Origin of the sequence: Knoellia sp. 3-2P3 (genome assembly GCF_029223115.1) — a bacterium.
Taxonomy (GTDB): Bacteria; Actinomycetota; Actinomycetes; order Actinomycetales; family Dermatophilaceae; genus Pedococcus_A.
Genome location: NZ_JARGZE010000001.1, coordinates 624,391 through 646,832, shown reverse-complemented (window position 1 = coordinate 646,832; position 22,442 = coordinate 624,391). Strand labels below are relative to the sequence as shown.

The window sequence follows — 22,442 nt, the reverse complement described above, 5'->3', positions numbered from 1 at the left end:
CTGTCGCTTTCCGTTGTCGTGCTTGACGATTCGTGAGTGGCCCGAGCGCTACCAGGGTGCGGAGTCGGAGGCGGGGCCCACCGTGACCGTGACCGTGCCACCGTTCTTGTTGAACAGGCAGGACCCGTACCACGTGTAGCCGTTGCCGCTGCCGTTGGTCCGGAGCTTCTCGCTTGAGGTGAACGTGCCGTTCTTGGTGTGCGAGCACACGACCGAGTAGGAGCGGTTCGGCGGGTAGTTGGCGATCCTGAGTCCGACCTTCTCGCACGAGATGCGACACGAGTCGGTGCCGCCGGGGTCGCTGCCGTAGCCGTCCTGGAACACGGTCAGGGTCGGCTTCGGGTCCGGGATGGACTCCCTCGCCGGCCCGGCGATGGGGCTGGTCCACCAGTTCGGCGAGCCTGCGTCACCGCTGCGCCGGTTGGCGATCGTGCGCACTCGCAGCCCGTAGGTGTTGCCGGCGCTGCCGTTGATGCTGTGGGACTCCTTGGCCCCACCGAAGCTCTGCCAGCCACCGCCGTTGATCGAGATCTGGACCGTCTCGATGTTGCGACCGTCGGTGCGGTTGTTCCAGGTCCACGTGATGTCGTTGCCGTTGCGGCTCGAGGACAAGTTGCCCGGCGCGGGCGTCGCGTGGTACGTCCGATACTGGTTGCTGTCGGCGGACCAGTTCGACCAGTTCCGGCCGTTGTAGGCCCGGACCTGGACATTGTGGTCGATGGCGGTGCCGACATCGAGGATCGTGAACTGCTTGGTCGAGCCCTCGGCACAACCGCACGACACGTTGCCGGTGCTCCCGGCCGTGCGCCACTGCAGCTGGGTGAAGCCGGTGGACCGTGAGTCGCCCACCGACACCCGCACGACGACGTCGCCGTTGGGTTGCGGCGTGGTGGCGCTCGGGCGCCCCGGCACCTCGGGGATGCCCACCGACGAGAAGGCCGTCGGGTTGGACTGGGGTCCTTCCTTGTTCGCCCCGTTCGTGGCGGTCACGACGTACCGGTAGCTCGACCCGTCGTAGACCGTCGTGTGACCCAGGGTGCGCGTGTCCGGTGACGTCGCCCCGATCGACCGCCAGGCCCCGCCGTTCCTGCTCTCGTAGACCGTGTAGTGGGTCAGCGGTGGACCGTTGGGGCGGACCGCCTGCCACGAGATGGTCAGGCGCGACGAGCCGTCGGCAGGCCCGTCGCCGGCGTTGGTGACGGTGGGAGCAGGAACGGCAGGAGGGGTGCCGGCCGACTGCATCTTCACGGCGCTGCCGAACGGGCCCCAGCCCAGCTTGTTCTTGGCCCGCACCTGCACGCTCTGCTGGTGGTCGTTGACCATCCCCGAGATCGCCGCCTGGAGGGTGGGGGCCGCGACCTCCTGGCTGCGCGCCGAGCCGGACGTGGTGTCGGTGACCCTCACCTGGTAGGTCGTGACGTCGCTGCCCTTCTTCTCCGGGGCGGTCCAGGCAACCGTCAGCGAGCCGTCACCGCGGCCGGCCATGCGCACCCCGTTGACCGGGTTGGGCAGGCTGTCCGGGACGACCGCCCCACTGGGGCCGCCCTCCTTGCTCGCGCCGATCGCGTTCACGGCCGTGACGGTGAAGGTGTACGACTCGCCGTTGTCGAGGCCCTGGATGGTGCACGGCGACGCGGTGCAGCTCTGTTTCGTCCCGCCCGGACCGTGGGTGGTCACCACGTAGTGGGTGATGGGGCTTCCGCCGTCGACGGCCGGGGGCGCCCAGCGCACGCGGGCGAACCCACCACTCACCCGGTCCGCCTCGGCGGCGACGCCCGTGGGTGGGTCGGGTATGCCGAGGATGGTCACCGTGCCGCGACCGGTGGCGCTGCGCCCGGGCGGTCCGTCGGTGGCGGCCACCGTGACGGTGGCGTTGCCGCGTGCCTCTGGGGCGGCACGGACCGTCAGGGTGCAGCCGGAGAACGACGTGCTCAACCCCGACCCCGACGACGGTGCTGCGGACGAGATCGCACAGCCCGGGCTCTCCAATGGCGAGTCGAGGTAGCCGCGCAGGTCGACAGTCGCCGACGAACCGGCCTCGAGCCCGGTCACGGTGAAGGGTCGCAACCGAGGTGGTCCGAGGGTCGGGAGCGGGTTGCCGTTCGCGTCCACGGCACCGCCGTCGATACCGAGGACGGACACCGCGATGAGCGATTCGGGGCCTCCTCGCGCCTTGACGGCCAGGCGGCCGTCAATGCTGCTCGGCGCGCGGTCGTCCGCCTCGAGCTCGACCGTCCGGTCACCCGTGCCGGACCGGGTCAGGCTGACGCCCTTGGACGCGGTCTTCCACGAGCTCTCGAAGACGACGTCGTCGAGGTTCATCCCGACGGGGACCCAGGCGTGGCACAGGGTGGGGATGTCGAGACTGCGCGCCAGCCCACCGGCATTCAGGCGGACCGAGTAGTTGGGACACCGCAGCAACGGGATCTTCGGCCCGACCTGCACCGGGATGGAGACGTAGGTGGTCTTGAAGTCGGTCTGCTCGACCGTCTCCTGGTCGCTCACCTCGAGCATGACCGAGCCCGGCCCGACGTAACCGCCCGACGAGGTGAGGGTGAGGCCGGAGCGGCCGTCTGCCTCGGCCCTGAGCCGGTCGGCCGGGGAGGCACTGACGTTGTCACCGGTGGTGATGCTCACGACCCGGGCGCGCGGAGACTTGACGTAGTCGGCCAGGTCGACCTTCTTGGTCGCGTCCTTGTCCATCTCGATCAGGGCACCGGAGACGACGAACGGGAGACCGGACTCGCCGGTCGGCACGTAGATCAGCGCCATCCCGGTGAGGCCGTCCTCGTCGGTGATGACGTAGGGAACGGTGTACGGGTAGGGCTTCACCGTGACCTGCACCTTGGTGCCGTCCTCGACGATGGTGCCGTCGGGCGAGAGCACGGCCGAGACCTTGAGCGACTCGCGGGACCCGTCGACGTCGCGGTCGTTGGCCAGGACGTCGACGACCGTGCTGGACTCGCCCTCCTTGGGCTTGGCCGTGTCGTCCACAGCGATCGGCGGGTTCTTCGCGGAGGGGTCCGGGATGACCGTGATGGTGGACTTGGACGGGTCGAACAGTCCGTTCGAGATCCCGTAGTTGATCACCTGCACGCCGGCCTTGGCGTCGGGGACCTTGGTGCGGAAGTAGGTGTTGGCCTCGTCCACCTTCCACTTGGACAGCTCGGCCTCGGGGTTGTGCGGCGCCTTGTAGAGCAGCTCGACGCTGTCGCCGCGGGCGATGAGGTCGTTCTGGGTGGCGTCGACGGTGACGGACTTGCCAGGCTTGGCCCGCACCTCGTCCTCGACGGCCACCGGTGGCTGTGGGTCGCCCGGCTGCACCACGCCGATCCGCACGAAGCCGGTACTCGTGGACCCGAACCGGTCGCGGACGACGTAGTTGAGGACCTCGGTCCCGGCCGCGGTCGGGTACGCCTCGTACTTGATGGTCGACGGGCCGAAGCCGGTGACCCGGCCGTACTTGAGGTCGACGGCGCCACCCTCGACACCCGCGAGCCCGTCCACCGTCACGCTGTCGCCGTCCGGGTCAACGCCGGAGCTCGGGACCGTGATCGTGAGCGGGTCTCCCGCCACGACACTGGTGGAGAAGCTGCGAGCGACGGGCGGCTGGTTCGGCGTGGCCTGGGTCGGCAACGGCATGACCATGATGCTGACCCGGCCCGTGGTCGCCTTCTCCTTGGCGCCGATCGGGTACACGGCATACTCCACCGTGACCGGCTCAGCGGTGGCCGGATTCCGGTTCTTCGGCACGAACCGCACGACGTTGCCCGAGGCGAACGCCGAGCCGGCGCCGGTGAGCACCTTGACGCTGGCCGGGTCGAGGACGAGGGGTATGCCGTCGGCCATGCTGTCGTTGTCCATCACCGGGATGGTCACCGAGTCCTGTGCGCGCACCACGGCGACGTCGTCCTGCACCACCGGGGTGGACCGGTCGTCGGCGGGGAGCTGGGTGACCGCGACCTCGCCGGTGGTCGTCTTGGCGCCGTCGCTGATCGTGTAGCTCACCGTGCCGGTGCGTGGCTTCCCACCGGTCGCGGCCGGGTCGAGAGCCTCGATCCGGACCCATCGGCCCTGGTAGATGGACGGTCGCAGCCAGCCGTTCTCCGACGACACGGTGACGGATCGCGTCACCAGCACGTCGGCGCGCGGACTGTAGTCGTTGGCCAGCACGTCGGTCAGCACCGGCGTCTGGTCGCGCAGCGTTGCCGAGTCAGGGACCGCGACCGGCGGGGCGTTCGGGTCGGGATCGGCGATGAGGTCGATGCGGATCCGGCCGGCGTCGATGCCGCCGCCGACCTGGGCGCCGTAGCTGAGCTCAAAGGTGCCCGCGGACGAGCCGGTCACCGTCACGACGCCGGTGTCGAGGTTGGTGTCGACGGCCAGCGCGCTGGAGGACTGGAGCTCGCGGGAGAGCCGCAGCCTGGCATCCGGCTCGGTGGGGTCGGCGCCGGGGACGTCGTTGCCGAGCGGCTCGAGCTGGAGTGGCTTGCCGACCACGCCACGGACCACGTCGGGTTGGCTCTGGGGCTTGACGAGAGGCTCGTCGGGGTCGAGGACCTTGACCGACACCGTGCCCTTGCTGCTGTCACGGCCGTCCCCCACGGCATACTCCACGCCCTGGGTTCCAGCCTTGATCGGAGCGAGCACGTTCAGCCGGCCCAGGCCGTCCACGGACGAACCGGCGGCCGACGCCTGCAGGGTGAGCGGGTCGCTCTCCGGGTCGCGCCAGTCCCCGATGACCTGCACCGGGAGCACCTTGCCCGCGTTGACGGGGTACACCTTCCGCGACAGGTTGGCCGTCCCCGGACGCAGCACCGGCGGGCTGTTCACCTCGTCGCCGACGAGCGTCACGGTCACCCGGCCCTCGTCCTTCTGCGGCGACTTGCCGTTGTTGATCTTGTAGGTGAAGGAGAACGACCGCCGCTCCGGGTTGCCTGGGACGGAGACGTCGATGCTCTGCCCGTCTGCGGCGACGCTCGCGGTCACGCCCGTCACGTCCACCCGGGAGACATCGCCGGGGTCGATGGCCAGGACCGAGCCGGCGGCATCGGTGTCGTTGTCGAGGACGTGCAGCTTGGACACCCGCCCCGGGCGGGCCTTGAGGTTGTCGTCCTCGGCCTTGGGGGGCTGGGCCACCGACGTCTCGTCGATGATGTTGTCCTTCTTCTTGTTCTGGTCCTCCTTCTGCGGCGGCGGGATGAGAGAGTCCCACTCGTCGAGCTTCTTGGGCTTGCCGTCGAGGTCCCAGACCTCACCGCCGTCGAGGTCGTTGAGGACGACCAGGCCGTGGTTGGTGCGCAGGGCGACGCCGTTCTTCACGCCCTCGGTCGTCTGGCGCTGGATGGAGACCGCCGGCTGCGGCTGCTCCGACCCGCAGTCCTTGCCGTAGTAGTTGACGGTCGTGCTCGCCCAGGCGGCGTGGATGCAGGCCCCCGTCCGCAGCGGACGCGACACCATGGGCGGCGTCTCGTTGTCGCCCAAGGTGACTTCGACCCCGCCGGTGCCGCCCTCGCCAACAATCCGGATGAGCCGCAGCGTGGTCGAGTCCTGGAGCCCCACAGAGTCCGCGTCGGGGCCGGGCTGCTGCAGCGCGGCGTACGCGGGCTGGCCCTCGGTGCGGGTGGTCCCGGCGTCGACCGCCTCTCCGGTGCCCTTCGCCCACAGCTTGTCGTCGCCGGCGCTGTAGACGACCCAGCGACTCCCGACCGCGGTGATGTCGACGACCTTCGCCGACTCCAGCTTGATCGACTCGGTGACCGGCTTGCCGAAACCGGTCGGTGTGCGCGGGATGGAGACCACCTTGCCGGTCGCGCCGGACACGGCGTGGATGCCGCCCATCACGTCGACCGCGACGGCCGCGGTCGCCCCCACGGTGGCCAGGGGCTTGGCCCCGGCGGTCAGCCCTTCGAGCGTCGAGAGGCCCGTGTCGGGGGAGTAGGGCTGGCCCCACACCTTGCCGGTCCTGGGGTCGACAGTGGCGATCGTTCCCCCGCGCAGGTCCACGGTGCGCGGCACGAACACCTGCTGGTTGGTGCCGGACTGGGGGGCCGGGACCGAGACCCCGGACCCCTCGGCAACCCGGTTGGCCCTGGTGTCGATGGGGGTCAGCGACCCCGAGCCGAGGACCAGCCCGGCTACCGCGTTGTCGTCCTGGAGGATGTCGAGCGGGTCACCGGAACCGCCCGACGTGGCGATGCCCCCGTCGAACTGACCGACCGCCTTGTTGACCCTCGCGAACCGGGCGTCCTTGGAGGACGAGACCCACACGCTGCCGTCGTCGAGGTCGGTCTCGTGGACGGTCTCCCCTTTGGACGACACCGCGGCGTACGTCAGGACCCCGGCCGTGAGAGCGACGACCAGGCTGGACGCGACCCCCACCTTCCGATGCGTCATCGGACCCACGACTGCTGCTCCCCCTCGTGACTTCTCCCGGCAGCCTGCTCGTCGTCGAGCAGCACCAGATCTGCCTCCGTCACCAGCCTCGTGGAGAGCGCGTGCTCCACGAGCCGCGCCTTACGGTTGCTGGCGAGCTTGCCCGGCCCCCCGTGCAGCCCACGTGTACCGGCATCCGCGAGCTTTTGGCACACATTGTCCAGCTTTCGGTTGAACTTGGTCACCTTCCAGCCCAGCCGGCGGGCCGCCTCGGCAGAGGACGGAATCTGCGTCGCACCGCCCTGCCCCCGGCGCAGGAACGGCTCCGCCAGCGCGACGATGAGCAGTTTCTGGTCTGGTGTGAACGACACCCGGCCGACGGTCGTCTCGCCGGTGCGGTCGTCCTCGACCGGGTCGGGCGCCACGGACGTGAAGGCAGGGCTGTCGACGATGAGGTCGAAGTCGTAGGTGGTGGGGCCGGCCGTGAACCACACGGTGAACCGCTCCAGGGCCAACGGGATCCGTGCGCCAGGGCTGAGCCAGGCCTGGAACAGCCCCTTCTGGTCGGCGACAGTCGCGGTGAGCGTCGAGCCGACGTTGGCCAGCCACCACAGGCCGCCCTCCTCGACGACCTGGAGGAAGGTGCGGTGCAGGTACGGGTTGTCGTCGATCTCGATGTCGCCCGTCCGCCCGATGGTCAGCGGCTCCGCCGGGTCGGCCACGAACAGTTCACCGCAGAAGTCGACCGTCACACCCATGGCTACCCCGCCCTCTCGCACTGCGGCTCCGACCAGTTCGTCTGCTGGCCTCCCCTGATGACCCGCGCCTGGCCGCACACCTTCTTGCCCTTGGCCACCTTGACCACCGTGTTCGAGGAGGCCAGCGGTGGGCCGAACTTCGCCTCCTCGAGCCGGCCGACCTCGCTCGCCCACCGGAAGCGGAAGGTGTCGCCCTTCTGGGCTCCGGAGTAGGTCCACGAGAAGGCGACTCCGCCGGTCGTGCCCCGGGCCGCGATCTCGGGGACCTGGGGTACGTCGAACGGGTCGTCCTCCACCGGCCTGGCCACCGTGGTCTGGGACGGCCCGGGTGTCGGCATGTCGCCGCCGCGGGTGACCGCCCACACGGTGACGGCCACCAGCACGGCGACCACGGCGCCGACGACCCCGAGCAGCACGCTTGGCCGGATCTCGTGCTGCTGCTGCTCGCCGAGCGTCGCATCGGGCATGACCTGCTCGTCCGTCGCCGCTCGGGCCCGGTTGCGGTCAACCCGCACGGTGCCCTCGTCGGCGAGGTCGTGTGGCAGGTCGTGCCGCGGCGCCGCGGTGCTGCCGGTGTGGGCGGTGACCCGGTCGGCCGCCGGGATCGTGGTGGCTCCCGAGAGCGGGGCCGCGTATGCCGGGGGGCTGTGCCGTGTGGGGGCCGGCGCCTGCGCCTGCACCAACTTGGGAGCACGGACGCGGGTGCGGTCGTCGTCGCCGTCGTCGGGTCGCGGGCCGCTGTGGTCGGCGAGGGTGGTCTGCCCCTGCTCGTCGAGCACGACGATGGCGGTGCGGTGGAAGCGCTGCTCCTGCTCGATCTCCTGCAGTGCCCGGGCGAGCTGCAGGGCGCTGGCCGGACGGGCCGCAGGGTCCTTGGCCATCGCGAGGGCGAGCAGGCGCTCGAGGGAGACCGGCACGTCGGCGCGCCCGGTCGCCGGCACCGGGGTGGAGCGGATCCGGGGCATGAGCGCGTAGGCGGTGTTGTCACCACCGGGCACCTCGAAGGGAGAGCGCCCCACGAGCAGCTGCCACAGGGTGGCCGCGAGGGAGTAGACGTCGGCGCGCGCGTCGCCGTTGCTCTGGCCGAAGAGCACCTCCGGCGGCGCCCAGGGCACCGAGACGCCGACGTCGTCGCCGTCGTCGTCGGACCCACCGCGGTGACCGAGCTGGCCAGCGATGCCGAAGTCCGTCAGGCCCGGGGCGCCGTACTGGCTGACCAGCACGTTGGCCGGCTTGATGTCGCGGTGGATGATGCCGGCCCGGTGGGCGGTCTCGACCGCGCTGGCGAGCTGGATGCCGGTGCGCAGCACCTCCTCGACGGTGAAGCGCTCCCGCCGAGCCCGCACCGCGAGGTTGGGCGGGGGGTAGTACTTCATGACGAGGTAGGGCCGGCCGTCGGCGGCGGTGTCGGCGCGGAACACCTGCACGATGTAGGGGTGGTCGCCGAGCTGGGCCATGGTGTCGGCCTCGTCGGTGAACTGCTGGCGGATCGCCGGGGTCAGGCCCTCGCCCTTGAGCACCTTCACCGCCACCGGCATGCGCGGCATCTGCTGCTCGTAGAGGAACACGTCGGCGTAGCCGCCCGAGCCCACCGGCTGGACGTAGACCAGGCCCGGGATGTCCGGGGGGACCGCCGCGCTCACGGGCCCACCTCGAAGGTGAGGCTGACCTCGTCGGCCATCGTGAGGATGGTGCCGGGCTCGATGACCTGCTGGTCGCCCGGACGCAGCCGCACCGGCACCTGCCCGGGCAGCGCCACGGTGGTGCCGTTGGTGGAGCCGAGGTCGCGCACCAGCACGTGCCAGCCCTCGAGCACGACCTCGAGGTGGTTGCGCGAGATGTCGTTCTCCGGGCTGGGCACCCGCACCAGGTGCGGCCGCTCCGCCGCAGGGAGGCCGGCGTTGACCTTGGGCGAGCGGCCGAGCAGCACCCCGCGGTCGAGGGCGACCACGTCGCCGGTGGCCAGCCGCAGCACGCCCAGTGGCGGACGCGCAGTCTGGAACGGCTGCTGCACGGGGATCTCGCGCCCGCATGACCGGCAGGTGCCCGCGTGCGGGGGGCTGGGGTGCCCCGCCGGGCAGAGGACGGCGGCGACCAGGGGTCCGGACTCGGCCTGGGCGGCCGCGAGCAGGGCGCTGCGGTCGACGGTGGCCTCGGCGTCGTCGAGGTCGTCGGGGTCGCTCAGGGGCACCCCCGCGGGAGTGGGCGGCGCGGGCGCGACAGCGGGAGCGGGCGCCGCAGCGGGCGTGGGCGGTGCTGCAGGCGCCGCTGCTGGCGCGGGCGGGGCCTCCGGGGGGGACGGCGGCGGGCCCATCGGGCGCAGGGTGGGGGCCGGCGCAGGGGTGTGCACCCCGGCCGGGCGCACGGGTGCCGGACTGGCCGCCGGCTCCGTGGCCGCGGGCTCCTGTCGCGCCGGCTCCGGCGGGGCGACGTTGCTCCCGCCGCTGCGCCAGGGCACGGAGTCGATCAGGGCACCCGGCGTCGGGGTCGGCGCCGCAGGGGCCGCGGGCCCGGCCGAGGTGGGCGCGGTCGGCGCGGCTGGGGGCGCCGGCGGCGGGGGCACGGCCGGCCGCAGCGCAGCGGGACGGGCGCGCTCGGTGTCGTCGGGCGGCGGCAGGGTCTGGTCGGCCTGCGGCACCGGGGGGCTGAACCCCCCGGCCGCGGCGACCGGCGCCTGGCCGATGCCCGGCTCGGTGAGGCTGTCGGTGTCGTGGGCCTCGATGTAGTGCGGGACCGCGGGGTCGGGTCTTTCGTGCTGGGTGGCGCCGAAGAGGTGGTCGTAGCTGGGCAGCTCCTCCACCTCGTCGGCCGCTGCCGCAGCGGGTGCTGCCGGCTCGCCGTCGGCGGCACGGCCGCGACCGAGTCTGCTGGGCAGCCGCCACCCGGAGGGCGCCGGCGCCTGCTCCACCGGCTGCTGGACGGGCTGTTCGACGGGCTGGGGCTCCGGCTCCCCCGTGCGCAGCCCGATGCTCCGGGCACCGTGCGGCGCGTCCTCGTCGGCCCAGGGCCCGCGCCCCCCGGCGCGCACCGCGACCTCGCCCGTGGGGCCGGACACCACGGCATACGCGCTGCCCCGCGCGACGATGCGGGCCGGGACGCCGTCCTGCACGGCCACGAAGTCGGGCGCCCGGCGGACGCCTGCGGTGGTCAGGGCGTCGAGGACCTCTTCGAGGTCGCCCTCGGAGACGGCTCGGCGCAGGCGCTCGAGGCCGGGGGCCGCGGCGTCCCACCTGACGAGGACATGAAGCCCCGCAGCGGCGAGGACGGTCCAGCCCCGCTGCTCCTGGACGGTCACGTCCACGCTGCTCACGCCGACGACCCCACTCCGTTCCGCGGGGCGGTGTCGACGTCGAAGCCCTCGTCCTCACCCGCGTCGAGCGCCACCACGATGGCCGTCACGTTGTCTCGACCGCCGGCGTCGACCGCCGCGCGCACCAGCGCCTCGGCCGCCTGCTGCGGGTCGTCGTGCTGGGTGAGCACCTGCTGGATCTGCTGGCGGTCGAGCTCGTTGGACAGGCCGTCGGAGCAGATCACGAAGCGCTCCCCGGGGTGGGGCGGGAAGACCCAGATGTCCGGCGTCGGCATCGCCTCGGTGCCCAGCGAACGGGTGACCACGTTGCGCAGCGGGTGGCGGGCGGCCTCCTGCTCCGTGATCAGCCCGGCGTCGACCATCTCCTGCACCTCGGAGTGGTCGACGGTCACGAGGCTGAGCTCGCCGTCGATGAGGCGGTAGACCCGTGAATCGCCCACGTTGAACACGGCCCAGTGGTCGCTGCCGCCCGCCGTGACGACGGCCAGGCCGGTGGCCGTGGTGCCCATGCCGGTCCGCTCGGGGTGGCGGGCCACGGAGTGCAGGATCGCGCGGTTGGACTCGGCGAGCGCTGCCACGACGTCCTCGGGCCGCAGACGGTCCCGGCCGACCAGGCCGGCCATCGTCTCCACGACGATGCCGCTGGCCACCTCACCGGCGGCATGCCCGCCCATGCCATCGGCGACGACGAACAACGAGCCCTCGGCGAGGAGGCTGTCCTCGTTGTGCTGCCGCACCCGGCCGACATCGGTCGCGGCTCCGGCCCGCAGCGCCATGCTCGGGGCCATCAGCGTCTCACTCGCACGGTCTGCATCACCTGTTGGATCTCGGGGTACTCGGCCTCGGCGTCCGGGCCACCCACCGACCCGGTCACCTGGAGGAGGTCCACCACCTGTCCGCGGCGAGCGCCGGCGAAGAGGTGGGCCTGGACGACGTCACCGATGGTGTCGTCGGTCCAGGAGACGTTGACACCGACGAAGGGCACCCGGGCGAACTCCACCTCGAAGGGGGACTCCACCTCGCCGTCCTGCTGGCGGGCCACGTAGGCCTGGAGCTCACCGAGGGCGCGTCCGATGGTGAACTGGCTGGAGCGCGTGAAGCCGCGGACCACGACGTTGGGGGCGAAGGCGCCGGCGGACGACGTGCGCCGGGCCGCGAGCAGGGTGCCGGCCACGCGCACGGGCGACCAGTCGCCGGGGATGTCGATCGACACGGTCGGCGGGCCGGGGAACTGGGTGCTGGGATACGCCAGCGTCTGCACGCCGGACGCGTCGGCCCGGGTGCCCGCGACGGCTGCGCTCATGGCGGTGTTCCTCCCTCGCACCTGGTGGTCTGCGGCCCACGTCGTCCTGCCGTTCGTGGCCCGCCCAAGGGTATGGACGTCTCCCCCGCCCCCGACATGGGGAGCACTCCCCATCGGGCCTGCCGGGGCCACAGCCTTCCACATCGGGTCAATAGGGAGAAAGTCCCGCACACGTGACACGGTCCCGGTGGCGCGGGGCAGGCCTTGCGGCGTGCGGGTCAGCCCACGCTGCCGGCGCGCGACTCCGGCTGGTCGGCCCACCACTGCAGCAGCCGCTCGCGGGCCGCGTCCTCCCCGATCGGCCCCTCGTCGAGGCGCACGGACAGCAGGTACTTGTAGGCGCGTCCCAGCAGCGGGCCGGGCTCGATGCCGAGCGCCTCGGAGATCTGGTTGCCGTCGAGCTCGGGGCGCACCCTGCCGAGCTCCTCCTGCTCCTGCAGCCGGGCGATCCGGGCCTCGAGCTCGTCGTACGTGCGGGACAGCCGCTGGGCCTTGCGCTGGTTGCGGGTCGTCGAGTCCGAGCGGGTCAGCCGGTGCAGGCGCTGCAGCAGGGGCCCGGCGTCGGTCACGTAGCGGCGCACCGCCGAGTCGGTCCACTGCCCCTCGCCGTACCCGTGGAAGCGCAGGTGCAGCTCCACCAGCCGGGCCACGGCCTTGACGGTCTCCTTGTCGTAGCGCAGCGCCTTGAGCCGCTTGGCGGTCATCTTCGCCCCGACCACCTCGTGGTGGTGGAAGCTCACGCCGCCGCCCTGCTCGAAGCGACGCGTCGGCGGCTTGCCGATGTCGTGCAGGAGCGCGGCGAGCCGGAGCACCAGGTCGGGACCGGGCACGGAGTCCTCGGGTCCGTCGGGCGGACCCTCGAGCGCGATGGCCTGTTCCAGCACGGTGAGCGAGTGCTCGTAGACGTCCTTGTGGCGGTGGTGCTCGTCGACCTCGAGCTTCAGGGCCGGCAGCTCCGGCAGCATCTGCGCCGCCAGGCCGGTGTCGACGAGGACCTCGAGGCCCTCGCGGGGCTGGGGGGCGAGGACCAGCTTGGTGAGCTCGTCGCGGATCCGCTCGGCCGAGACGATGGCCAGGGTCTGCGCGCGCTCCCGCATGGCCTTCTCGACGCCGGGGTCGAGGCTGGCGCCGAACTGGGCCGCGAAGCGGGCCGCCCGCATCATGCGCAGCGGGTCGTCGGCGAAGCTCACCTCGGGCGGGCCGGGGGTGCGCAGCACCCTCCGCGCGAGGTCGACCAGACCGGCATACGGATCGACGAACTCCAGCGAGGGCAGTCGCAGCGCCATCGCGTTCATCGTGAAGTCGCGCCGGACCAGGTCGTCCTCGAGGTTGTCGCCGAAGGCGACGACCGGCTTGCGGGTCTGGCGGTCGTAGGCGTCGGCCCGGTAGGTGGTGACCTCGACGGTGACCCCGCCCCGGCGCGCGCCGATGGTGCCGAACTCCTTGCCGATGTCCCAGTGGGTCTCGCCCCAGGCCGCGAGCAGGGCCTGGGTCTGCTCCGGGCTGGCACTGGTGGTGAAGTCCAGGTCCGGGGACCGGCGCCCGAGGAAGGCGTCACGGACGGGGCCTCCGACCAGCGCGATCTCGTGGCCGGCGGAGGTGAAGAGCTCGCCCAGCTCCTTCAGCAGCGGCACCACGGGCGCCAGGTGGGCGACCGCCTGCTGGAGCAGCGCGGTGGGGGGCTTGGGCGACGACACGAGAGACAAGGGTAGGTGACGGGTCCGGCGCTCCGGGACGCCACCGGCCGGCCTGCGGGGCCCGCGCCGCAGAGGTGACTGTCGAGGAACGCTGGTTAGAGTGACCGCCATGACCTCCCCCGCGCGCGACCCCGAGCGGATCACCCGCCGGCTGCCCGCGGTGGAGGAGCGCTCGGCCGGCGGGATCATCGTCGACGTCTTCGAGGGCACCGCCCGGATCGCCGTGATCGCCCGCCGCAACCGCGCCGGCCGCATCGAGTGGTGCCTGCCCAAGGGCCACATGGAGGACGGCGAGACCCTCGCCGAGGCCGCCGCCCGCGAGGTCGCCGAGGAGACCGGCATCGAGGGCCGGGTGCTCACCGAGCTCGGCACCATCGACTACTGGTTCGCCACCAGCGACAAGCGGGTCCACAAGTACGTGCACCACTACCTGCTCGAGGCCACCGGAGGCTTCCTCACCATCGAGAACGACCCCGACCAGGAGGCCATCGACGTGGCCTGGCTGCCGCTCGCGGAGGCGCACCGGCACCTGACGTTCCCCAACGAGCGGCGCATCGCCCGACAGGCATGGCAGCGACTGTCCGGGAGCGAGTGATGCGGGGGCTCGGGGTATGCCGGGCGCTCACCGTGGTCACTCTGCTTCTCCCTGCGCTCGGGCTGGCCGCCGTGCCGGCGGCCGCTGCTCCGGCGGCCACCGGCCTGCCGGGCGCGCCGGCCGCCGACTCGCGGCTGCAGATCAGCCTCACCTCCGTCTCGCCGACGATCGCCGGCCCCGGCCAGGCGGTGACCGTGCGCGGCACCGTGAGCAACCGGGGCACCTCGGCGGTCCCGCGACCGGTGGCCCGGGTCGTGCTCGGCGAGCAGCCCCTGCCCACCCGCGAGGCCGTCGACAGCTGGGCTGCGGCCCAGGGCCCTGCCCAGGGCCGGGAGGTCGGGCGGACGCCGCTGGGGTCCTCCCTCCCTGCCGGGGGCACCGCCGACTTCGTGGTGAACGTCAAGGGCGCCGCGGGCCTCGGACAGGCCACCTACGGCGCGCTCCCGCTGTCGGTCGAGGTGGCCGGCACCAGCCTGCGCACCTTCGCCGGCTACCAGCGCCAGAAGCAGTACCAGCCGCTGCGGCTCGGCTGGGTCGTGCCGCTCACCCTCGACGCCGACCCGGAGCTCTTCGGCCCCGAGGGCCCGGCCCGCGACGCCGCGTGGGAGAAGGCGCTGGGGTCCGGCTCCCGGCTCGGACGCGTCGTCGAGTCCACCGAGTCGGCGCCGGTCACGTGGGCGCTCGACCCCACCCTGGTGCCGAGCCTGCTGCCCGCCGACACGGGTGAACCCCTGTCGTCGGGACCGGACAGCGACACCGACGAGGCAGCCCTGCGGTCCGCCGTCGAGGAGCGGATCCGCGGCGCAGCCGCCCAGCACTCCCCCTGGGTGCTGCCCGACACCGACGCCGACGTCGCCGCCGTCGCCGATGCCGGGGCGACGTCCGGGCTGATGGCCGACCTGATCGGCCGCTCGTCGGGGGTGGCCCGGGCGCTCGACGGGCGCGCCGACGTGGCCTGGCCCGCCGACGGGCGCTACACCGCCGCCCGGGAGGACGCCCTGCGACGGCTCTTCTCCTCGCAGCCCCGCCTGGGCGCGCAGCTGGCCGCCCAGTCGACGCTGCCGCTGGGGGGCAACACCCAGGACGCCCACCGCCGCAGTGCCGACGGCCTCCCGGTGCTCGGCTACGACGACGACCTCAGTGCCCTGTTCGCGCAGACCAGCTCCCCGGCCGGCGCCGCCCTCGGCCTGCAGCACTTCATCGCCGACACCGTCGCCCTCCTCGACGAGCGGCCCGGCACCTCGGGGAGGTCGGTGCTCGTGGCGGCCCCCCGGTCCTTCGACCCCGACCCCACGGCCGCCGCCGCGTTCCTCCAGGCCGTGGACGGCATCCCCTGGCTGGAGCCGGTGACCACGAACACCCTGCTGGCCGACGCCAAGCGGGCGGTGCCGATGCCCAAGCAGGTCGGCACCCGCCCCACGCCCCAGGGCACGCCGACCGCGTCCGCCGACCCGTACGCCACGAAGCGGCCGACGCTCACACCCCGTCGGCTGCGCGAGCTCGAGGAGAGCGAGCAGATCGTGCGCGGGGTGGGGCTGATCCGGGACGACGGCGACGCCTTCACCCGCACCTGGGGCAGGGCCGCCGAGCAGCTCGCCTCCAGCCGCTGGCGTGCCTTCCCGGCCGGGTGGACGAAGCTCAACGCGCAGATCACCGCCGCCACCCGCGAGACGACCACGAGCATCGAGGTGTCGCGGCGCAACATCAACTTCCTCGCCGAGACCGGCCGCCTCCAGATCACGGTGACCAACGACCTCGACGTGGCGGTGGAGAACGTCAAGCTGACCCTGGAGCCGGCGAACCCGCGGCTGCGCATCGACAGCCAGCCGCCCGTCATGCGCATCGGCGCGAACAGCCGGGCCACCGCCGTCGTGAGCGTGACGACCCTCGCGGCCGGACCGGTGCCGATCCGCACGACGCTGACCACGCCCGACGGCACGGTCATCGGCCAGGGAGCGGACGTGCTCGTCCAGGTCACACCCACCGGTGACTGGGTCTACTGGACCCTCGGCGGCTTCGCGGGGATCATCCTCCTGCTCGGCATCTGGCGCTCGGTGCGCCGCAAGCCCGAACCGGTCAACGCGGCCGAGCCCCTCCCGACCTCGCAAGGAACTGCATGAGCAACGCAAGCCTGGCCCGCAGCAGCGCCGTCATGGCGGCCGGGACGGTCGTCTCCCGCCTGCTGGGCTTCCTCAGGGCTGCGGTGCTCGGGGGTGTCGTGGGCATCGGCGTGGCTGCCGACACGTTCCAGGTGGCCAACACCCTGCCCAACCAGTTCTACCTGCTCCTGGCCGGTGGCGTGCTCAACGCCGTGCTGGTGCCCCAGATCACCAAGGCCGCGCTCCGGGACGACGACGGCGGGCACGAGTTCGTCAACCGCCTGCTGACCATCTCGTTCGCCGTCATCGTGGCGGCCACCGTGGTGGTCACCGCGGCTGCCCCCCTCCTCGTGCGGCTGTTCTCGCAGAACTGGAGCCCCGAGGCGCTCGGCCTGGCGGCGGCCTTCGCCGCGATCTGCCTCCCGCAGATCCTCTTCTACGGGCTCTACACCCTGCTCGGCCAGGTCCTCAACGCGCGCGGCCGGTTCGCGGCATACATGTGGGCCCCCGCCCTGGCCAACCTCGTCGCGATCGCCGGCCTCCTCTGGTTCAGGGCGAACTACCCGAGCGAGGCACCGGTCAGCGACTGGACGCCCGAGATGGTCTGGGTGCTCGCAGGCACGGCCACCCTCGGCGTTGCGGCCCAGGCGCTGGTCCTGGTCATTCCGCTGCGGCGCATCGGCTTCCGCTACCGGCCCACGTGGGGACTTCGTGACTCCGGCCTCGGCACCGCGTCCCGGGTGGCGGTGTGGACCTTCGCGGCCGTGGCCGTCAGCCAGCTCGGCTTCATCGTCACCTCGAAGGTGATGACCCGGGCCGGCGACCTCATCGAGGAGCGGGGCCAGACGGGTGCCGGCATCTTCGCCTACGGCCTGGCCTTCCTCCTCTTCATGCTGCCCCACTCGCTGGTCACGGTCTCCCTCGTGACCGCCCTGTTCACCAGGCTGTCGCAGGCGGCGCACCGCGGGGACGACCAGGAGGTGGTCGCCGACCTCGGCCGCGGGCTGCGCATGCCGGCGGCGGTCCTCGTCCCGGCGACCGTCGGCGTCGCCCTGCTCGGACAGCAGCTGGTCCGCGTGGCGTTCTACGACAACTCCCCCGAGGCGGCAGAGGCGATCTCCGAGGTGATGGTCGCGATGATGCTCGGGATCGTCCCGTTCGGGTGGCTCTACCTCATCCAGCGCGTCTACTACGCGTTCGAGGATGCCAAGACGCCCTTCTACCTGCAGATCATCGTCACGCTGCTGGCGACCGTGGTGAACCTCGTGGCCGCCTTCGTCGACCCGCTGCGCACGGGGATCGTGGTCGGCCTGGGCCAGACCGTCAGCAACCTGGCCGCCGCCCTGGTGGGCTTCCTCCTGCTCCGGCGCCGGTTCGGCTCCCTGGGGCTTCGCCCCACCGTGCAGGCCTACGTCCGCCTCGCGACCGCCGCCGTTGCGGCCGGCGTCGTCGGCTGGCTGGTGCTGGTGGTGCTGGACCGGGCCGGCGTCGACACCGCCACCTGGACCGGGGCCCTGCTCGAGCTCCTGGTCGGCGGCGGGGTCTTCGCGCTCACGGCCCTCTGGCTGGCCCACCGGCTGCGCGTCGACGAGGTCGGACTGCTGCTCGACCCGGTGCTGCGCCGGGTCCGCGCGCGCCGTGGTCGCGACGCCGGCGGCACACCCTAGGATGAGCGGGCACCGGGCGCCGCGCCCAGACCCCACGCCGGCCCGGAGACCCACCAGGGCTGGCCTGGACCTCGACCCAGACCACCCGACCGACGCGAACCGACCCGGCCCCAGCGAGGAGGCAGCGTGCACGGCGTAGGACCATCGACGGTGCTGGGAGGGCGGTATGCCGTCCAGCGCCGCCTCGAGCAGCAGCCGCGCGCCGAGCGCTGGTCCGCGCACGACACCACGCTGGAGCGCGACGTCGTCGTGGTGGTCTTCGCCGCCGACGACCCCAATGCCGATGCCGCCATGGACGCGGCCCGCCGAGCCGCCGGGGTAGACAACGACCGCCTGGTCCGCATCCTCGACGTCGGGCGGTCCGAGGACGTCGCCTTCTTCGTCGAGGAGGCCCTCCACGAGGCGCACACGCTGACCCACCTCCTCGAACAGGGCGGCCTGCCCTCGGAGGAGGCCCGCCGCATCGCGGGCGAGACGGCTGCCGGGCTCGAGGCCGCCCGCGGCCGGGGGCTGCACCACCTCCAGCTCACCCCCTCCTCGGTGTGGCGCACCGGTGACGGAGCCGTCAAGGTGTCCGGGCTGGCCACCGCCGCCGCCCTGGCCGGCGTCGACGACCAGGGCTCCACCGAGGCCTCGCGCACCGACGCCGTGGGCGTCGTCGCCATTGCGTATGCCGCGCTGACCAGCAGGTGGCCGCTCCCGGGCCGGGTGCCGGGCCTGGAGGCCGCCCCCCACCTTGTCGGCGGCGTGCCGGCGCCCTCGGAGATCGCTGCCGGGGTGCCCGGCGACCTCGACGCGCTGTGCCGCCTGACCCTCAACGATGACGAGGGACCGCTCACCCCCGGCGACTTCGCGACCCAGATCGCGCCGTGGTCCCGGGCCATGATCAGCGGCCTCGGCGGCACCACCACCGCGCCCATCGCCGTCGCCGACCTCGCCACCACCAGCGGCGGCGTGGACAAGACCCTGGCCCTCCCCCTGCCGGGCCGGGGCGGCTCCGGGGCCAGCGCCGCGGCTCCGCCAGCGCCCCAGCCCGGGCCTGCCGTGCAGCCCGACAGCGACCATTACCCGGACGCGGACGCCGACTCCGCGGCGGGCGGCCGCGAGCCCGGGCCCCAGCACACCGCAGCCGCGGCGGCCACCGCCGTCGCCGGGGCGCTCGGCACCGCCGGGCAGGCCGCGGGCCAGGCAGCCGGCACAGCGGCCGGCAAGGTCGGCAGCTTCGCCCGGGCCGCAGCCGACAAGGCTGCCGAGAAGCGGGCCGCCCGCGTCGAGGCCAACGAGCGTGCCGAGCGCAACCGGGTCTCCCTGGAGGACGCCCTGCTCGCCGGGGACGACGACGTGGAGCCCCCGCTGCCGATGCTTCCCCCGGAGACGGCCGCGGCACCGACGCGCGACCAGTCCAAGATGGCCCTGGCGATCATCGCGGGGTTCGTCGTCGTGGCGACCCTCATCGGCTTCTGGGGCGTCTCGCAGTTCGGCTCCAACACGGGTATCGACCTCTCGGGCAGCACGCCTCGCCCCACCGTCACGGTGACCGGGCCGGCCCAGACCGTGACGCCCAGCGACACCCCGACCCAGGAGCCGTCGACCGACTCGGCGGGCGAGCCGCTCGCGATCCTCAAGGCCACCGGCTTCGACCCCGAGGGCGACGGCAGCGAGCGCAACAGCGAGGCGCCGCGCGTCTACGACGGTGACACCTCCACGTTCTGGAGCTCCGAGGGCTACGCCACGAGCAACCTCGGTGGCCTCAAGCCCGGCGTGGGCGTCATCGTCGACCTCGGCCAGCCGGCCAAGGTCAAGGAGGTCACCCTCGAGCTGCCGCACGCCGCCGACGTCACGGTCTACGTCGGCGAGGACAACGACCGCGAGGGCGCCACCGAGCTCGGCACCTCCACGGGCAAGAAGGGCAAGGTCACCATCGCGGCGAAGGACGCCGAGGTGGCGGGCAAGTACGTCATGGTGTGGTTCACCGAGGTCAGCAAGGTCGACGGCGGTCGCTTCCGCGCCACCCTCGCCGAGATCACGGTGCGGTAGGAAGGTCCCGGGACGGCCGCCATGGGCGAGGAGCTCCCCCTGAGGGAGCGGACCGACCGGGACCTCATGGCGCAGCACTGCGCCGGCGACCCAGAGGCCTTCGGCGAGCTCTTCCGCCGGCACCGCGACCGCATGTGGGCGGTCGCCCTGCGCACCACGAGCAACCGCGAGCTGGCCGCCGACTGCCTGCAGGATGCCTTCATCGCCGCGTTCCGGCGAGCGGAGTCCTACCGGGGCGACGCGGCCGTGACGACCTGGCTGCACCGCATCGTCGTCAACGCCTGCCTCGACCGACTGCGGCGCGAGCGTCCCCTCACCGCCCTCCCCGAGCACGACCTCCCCGACCGCCGCGACGCCACCGGTCAGGCCGAGACCCGCATCGACGTGCGCGAGGCGCTGGCACGCCTGCCGGAGGGCCAGCGGCTGGCGCTCGTCCTCGTGGACATGCACGGGCTGCCGGTCGCCGAGGCCGCCGCGGTGCTGGAGGTCGCCGAGGGCACGGTGAAGTCCCGCTGTGCCCGCGGCCGTGCCGCCCTCGCCGCGATGCTGGGGCCCTCGGTCACGGACGTCGCGGAACCTTCGGGGGCGCCGTGACGTCGTACACATGTCAGTACTGCCGTCGACAGGCGGCTCTCCCGGTCCCGTCGGGGGCCGGACAGCGCTCTCCCAGGAGGTCGTCGTGGTGACCCTGCGTCATACGCCGCCTGGGCCACCCGACCCCGATGACGACCCCACGGGCATGCGCGCCCTGCTGTCCTCGCTGCCGGACCCCGGTCCGATGCCCGACGACCTGGTCGCGCGGATCACCGCCAGCCTGGCCGCCGAGCAGCAGCGGGGGCCGGCCGCCCGGCCGCTGCACGCAGCCGGCTCCTCCCGGCGCACGCCGGTGTGGCGCACCGCGGGCCTGGCTGCCGCGGCGGCCGCCGTCATCGGGCTGGGCGCCGGTTCGCTGCTCACCGGCACCGCACCCAACGACGTGGGCGCCCTGTTCGGCGGATCCACCTCGGAGGCGGTCTCCGGCGACGCGGCCGGCCGCGCCCCGGCGGGCGGTAGTGCCGACAGCGGGGCGCAGTCGGCCACCTCGGTGGTGAGCATCCACCACACCAACACCGCCTACACCTCCTCCGCCTTCGCCGACCAGGCCCGGACCCTGCTCGACGACCCGGGAGTCACGCTGCCGCCGCTGGGGGCGGAGTCCCCCGCCATCGGCCCGATCGGCACCGAGACCGGCCTGCGCTCCTGCCTCTCGGCCCTCACCACCGGGCACTTCACGGCAGCCCTGGCCGACCTCGGCAGCTTCGACGGCCACCCTGCGGTGGTGGTGGTCCTGACCACCGAGAGCGGCCGCGCGGCATACGCGGTGCAGCGCACCTGCACCACCGGGCGCCCCGCCCCGCTCGCCGGCCCGGTGCCGGTCCCCTGAACCAGCCGTGTCGCCCACCTGACCCGGCCGTGTCCCGGCCTGCCGCGTGCCTGCACGGAACAAACAGGCCCTACGATTCTGTTCAGCCAGCAGCACCGCATCTTGCGGTCCGCACCCACCCAGACCACAAGGGGCAGTACCTGTGAGCAGCGACGTGTCCGACGTCCGGAACGTGATCATCATCGGCTCCGGCCCGGCCGGCTACACCGCCGCGGTCTACGCCGCCCGGGCGAACCTCAAGCCGCTGGTGTTCGAAGGGGCCGTCACCGCCGGTGGCGCGCTGATGAACACCACCGAGGTGGAGAACTTCCCCGGTTTCCGCGACGGCATCATGGGCCCCGAGCTCATGGAGAACATGCGCGCCCAGGCCGAGCGCTTCGGTGCCGAGCTGGTCACCGACGACGTCACTGCGGTCGACCTGCAGGGCGAGGTCAAGACGGTCACCGACTCCGAGGGCAACACCTACCGCGCCCACGCGGTCGTCCTCGCCATGGGCTCGGCCTACCGCGAGCTGGGCCTGCCCGACGAGAAGCGCCTGTCCGGACACGGGGTCTCGTGGTGTGCCACGTGCGACGGCTTCTTCTTCCGCGACCAGGACATCGTGGTCGTCGGTGGCGGCGACTCCGCGGTCGAGGAGGCCACCTTCCTCACCAAGTTCGCCAGGTCGGTGACCATCGTGCACCGCCGTGACGAGCTGCGGGCCTCCAAGATCATGGCCCAGCGCGCCCTGGCCAACGACAAGATCAGGTTCGCGTGGAACAGCGCGGTCACCGCGATCCACGGCGATGCCAAGGTCACCGGCGTCACCCTCACCGACACCGTCACGGGCGAGACCCGCGAGCTGCCGGTCACCGGCGTCTTCGTCGCCATCGGCCACGACCCGCGCAACGAGCTGGTCAAGGGCGTCGTCGACCTCGACGACGCCGGCTACGTCCAGGTGCAGGGCCGCACCACCCTCACCAACGTCGAGGGCGTCTTCGCCTGCGGCGACCTGGTCGACCACACCTACCGCCAGGCCATCACCGCTGCCGGCTCCGGCTGCGCGGCGGCGCTGGACGCCGAGCGCTACCTCGCCGCCCGCGAGGAGGCCGGCGAGCCCGCCACCGACGCCGCCCTCATCGAGTCCGAGAACCCCCTCGAGGGCGCTGTCAGCAGCCGCTGACACACTCGCCCCGGGC

The 22,442-nt window shown here is 72.9% G+C and carries 14 protein-coding genes; 7 read left to right on the top strand and 7 right to left on the bottom strand.

What is annotated here, in order from left to right:
• Positions 1–48: 48 nt before the first annotated feature.
• The 7 genes from P0Y31_RS03130 to P0Y31_RS03100 form a co-directional block, all read right to left on the bottom strand.
• A complete protein-coding gene (locus P0Y31_RS03130; protein ID WP_275866600.1) occupies positions 49–6,396 on the bottom strand; it encodes a fibronectin type III domain-containing protein in 6,348 nt (2,115 codons plus the stop codon).
• Positions 6,393–7,133, bottom strand: coding sequence for a hypothetical protein (locus tag P0Y31_RS03125; protein WP_275866599.1), 741 nt, complete (start codon positions 7,131–7,133; stop codon positions 6,393–6,395). Before P0Y31_RS03125 ends, P0Y31_RS03130 begins: the two co-directional genes overlap by 4 nt.
• A gap of 2 nt (positions 7,134–7,135) precedes the next feature.
• Positions 7,136–8,776: a serine/threonine-protein kinase gene (locus tag P0Y31_RS03120; RefSeq protein ID WP_275866598.1), complete on the bottom strand. Its 1,641-nt coding sequence runs from the start codon at positions 8,774–8,776 to the stop codon at positions 7,136–7,138.
• Positions 8,773–10,443 carry an FHA domain-containing protein gene (locus P0Y31_RS03115; protein ID WP_275866597.1) on the bottom strand — a complete coding sequence of 557 codons (1,671 nt, stop codon included), beginning with the start codon at positions 10,441–10,443 and terminating at the stop codon, positions 8,773–8,775. Before P0Y31_RS03115 ends, P0Y31_RS03120 begins: the two co-directional genes overlap by 4 nt.
• Positions 10,440–11,231: a PP2C family serine/threonine-protein phosphatase gene (locus P0Y31_RS03110; RefSeq protein ID WP_275866596.1), complete on the bottom strand. Its 792-nt coding sequence runs from the start codon at positions 11,229–11,231 to the stop codon at positions 10,440–10,442. The genes P0Y31_RS03115 and P0Y31_RS03110 overlap by 4 nt, the downstream gene beginning before the upstream one ends.
• Positions 11,231–11,746 (bottom strand): hypothetical protein, encoded by a 516-nt coding sequence (locus P0Y31_RS03105; protein WP_275866595.1) that lies wholly within the window; start codon positions 11,744–11,746, stop codon positions 11,231–11,233. The genes P0Y31_RS03110 and P0Y31_RS03105 overlap by 1 nt, the downstream gene beginning before the upstream one ends.
• A 218-nt stretch (positions 11,747–11,964) precedes the next feature.
• Positions 11,965–13,443 (bottom strand): CCA tRNA nucleotidyltransferase, encoded by a 1,479-nt coding sequence (locus P0Y31_RS03100; RefSeq protein ID WP_275866594.1) that lies wholly within the window; start codon positions 13,441–13,443, stop codon positions 11,965–11,967.
• A 109-nt stretch (positions 13,444–13,552) separates the two neighbouring features.
• Between P0Y31_RS03100 and P0Y31_RS03095 the strand changes: the two genes are divergently transcribed.
• From P0Y31_RS03095 to trxB, 7 genes are all read left to right on the top strand, one after another.
• Entirely contained in the window at positions 13,553–14,038 is a 486-nt protein-coding gene (locus P0Y31_RS03095; protein WP_275806117.1) for an NUDIX hydrolase, read from the top strand.
• The gene (locus tag P0Y31_RS03090; RefSeq protein WP_275866593.1) at positions 14,011–16,158 is read left to right on the top strand and encodes a DUF6049 family protein; all 2,148 of its coding nucleotides are present in this window, start codon (positions 14,011–14,013) and stop codon (positions 16,156–16,158) included. Before P0Y31_RS03095 ends, P0Y31_RS03090 begins: the two co-directional genes overlap by 28 nt.
• Positions 16,155–17,804 (top strand): murein biosynthesis integral membrane protein MurJ, encoded by a 1,650-nt coding sequence (gene murJ / locus P0Y31_RS03085; protein ID WP_275866592.1) that lies wholly within the window; start codon positions 16,155–16,157, stop codon positions 17,802–17,804. The genes P0Y31_RS03090 and murJ overlap by 4 nt, the downstream gene beginning before the upstream one ends.
• Before the next feature lie 126 nt (positions 17,805–17,930).
• Positions 17,931–19,841, top strand: a complete 1,911-nt coding sequence (locus P0Y31_RS03080) for a hypothetical protein (protein ID WP_275866591.1) — start codon at positions 17,931–17,933, stop codon at positions 19,839–19,841.
• A 21-nt stretch (positions 19,842–19,862) separates the two neighbouring features.
• On the top strand, positions 19,863–20,435 hold the full coding sequence (gene sigM / locus P0Y31_RS03075) for an RNA polymerase sigma factor SigM (protein WP_275866590.1): 573 nt from the start codon (positions 19,863–19,865) through the stop codon (positions 20,433–20,435).
• A gap of 85 nt (positions 20,436–20,520) precedes the next feature.
• Complete coding sequence (locus P0Y31_RS03070; protein ID WP_275866589.1) at positions 20,521–21,264, top strand: hypothetical protein; 744 nt, start codon at positions 20,521–20,523, stop codon at positions 21,262–21,264.
• A 142-nt stretch (positions 21,265–21,406) separates the two neighbouring features.
• Positions 21,407–22,426 carry a thioredoxin-disulfide reductase gene (gene trxB, locus P0Y31_RS03065; protein ID WP_275866588.1) on the top strand — a complete coding sequence of 340 codons (1,020 nt, stop codon included), beginning with the start codon at positions 21,407–21,409 and terminating at the stop codon, positions 22,424–22,426.
• Positions 22,427–22,442: the final 16 nt, after the last annotated feature.

What these genes read in the sequence shown, in the direction of transcription:
- sigM (WP_275866590.1), top strand. Translation starts at nt 19,863, where the DNA reads ATGGGCGAGGAGCTCCCCCTGAGGGAGCGGACCGACCGGGACCTCATG.
- P0Y31_RS03090 (WP_275866593.1), top strand. Translation starts at nt 14,011, where the DNA reads ATGGCAGCGACTGTCCGGGAGCGAGTGATGCGGGGGCTCGGGGTATGC.
- P0Y31_RS03125 (WP_275866599.1), bottom strand. Translation starts at nt 7,133, where the DNA reads ATGGGTGTGACGGTCGACTTCTGCGGTGAACTGTTCGTGGCCGACCCG.
- P0Y31_RS03110 (WP_275866596.1), bottom strand. Translation starts at nt 11,231, where the DNA reads ATGGCCCCGAGCATGGCGCTGCGGGCCGGAGCCGCGACCGATGTCGGC.
- murJ (WP_275866592.1), top strand. Translation starts at nt 16,155, where the DNA reads ATGAGCAACGCAAGCCTGGCCCGCAGCAGCGCCGTCATGGCGGCCGGG.
- P0Y31_RS03130 (WP_275866600.1), bottom strand. Translation starts at nt 6,396, where the DNA reads ATGACGCATCGGAAGGTGGGGGTCGCGTCCAGCCTGGTCGTCGCTCTC.
- P0Y31_RS03095 (WP_275806117.1), top strand. Translation starts at nt 13,553, where the DNA reads ATGACCTCCCCCGCGCGCGACCCCGAGCGGATCACCCGCCGGCTGCCC.
- P0Y31_RS03105 (WP_275866595.1), bottom strand. Translation starts at nt 11,746, where the DNA reads ATGAGCGCAGCCGTCGCGGGCACCCGGGCCGACGCGTCCGGCGTGCAG.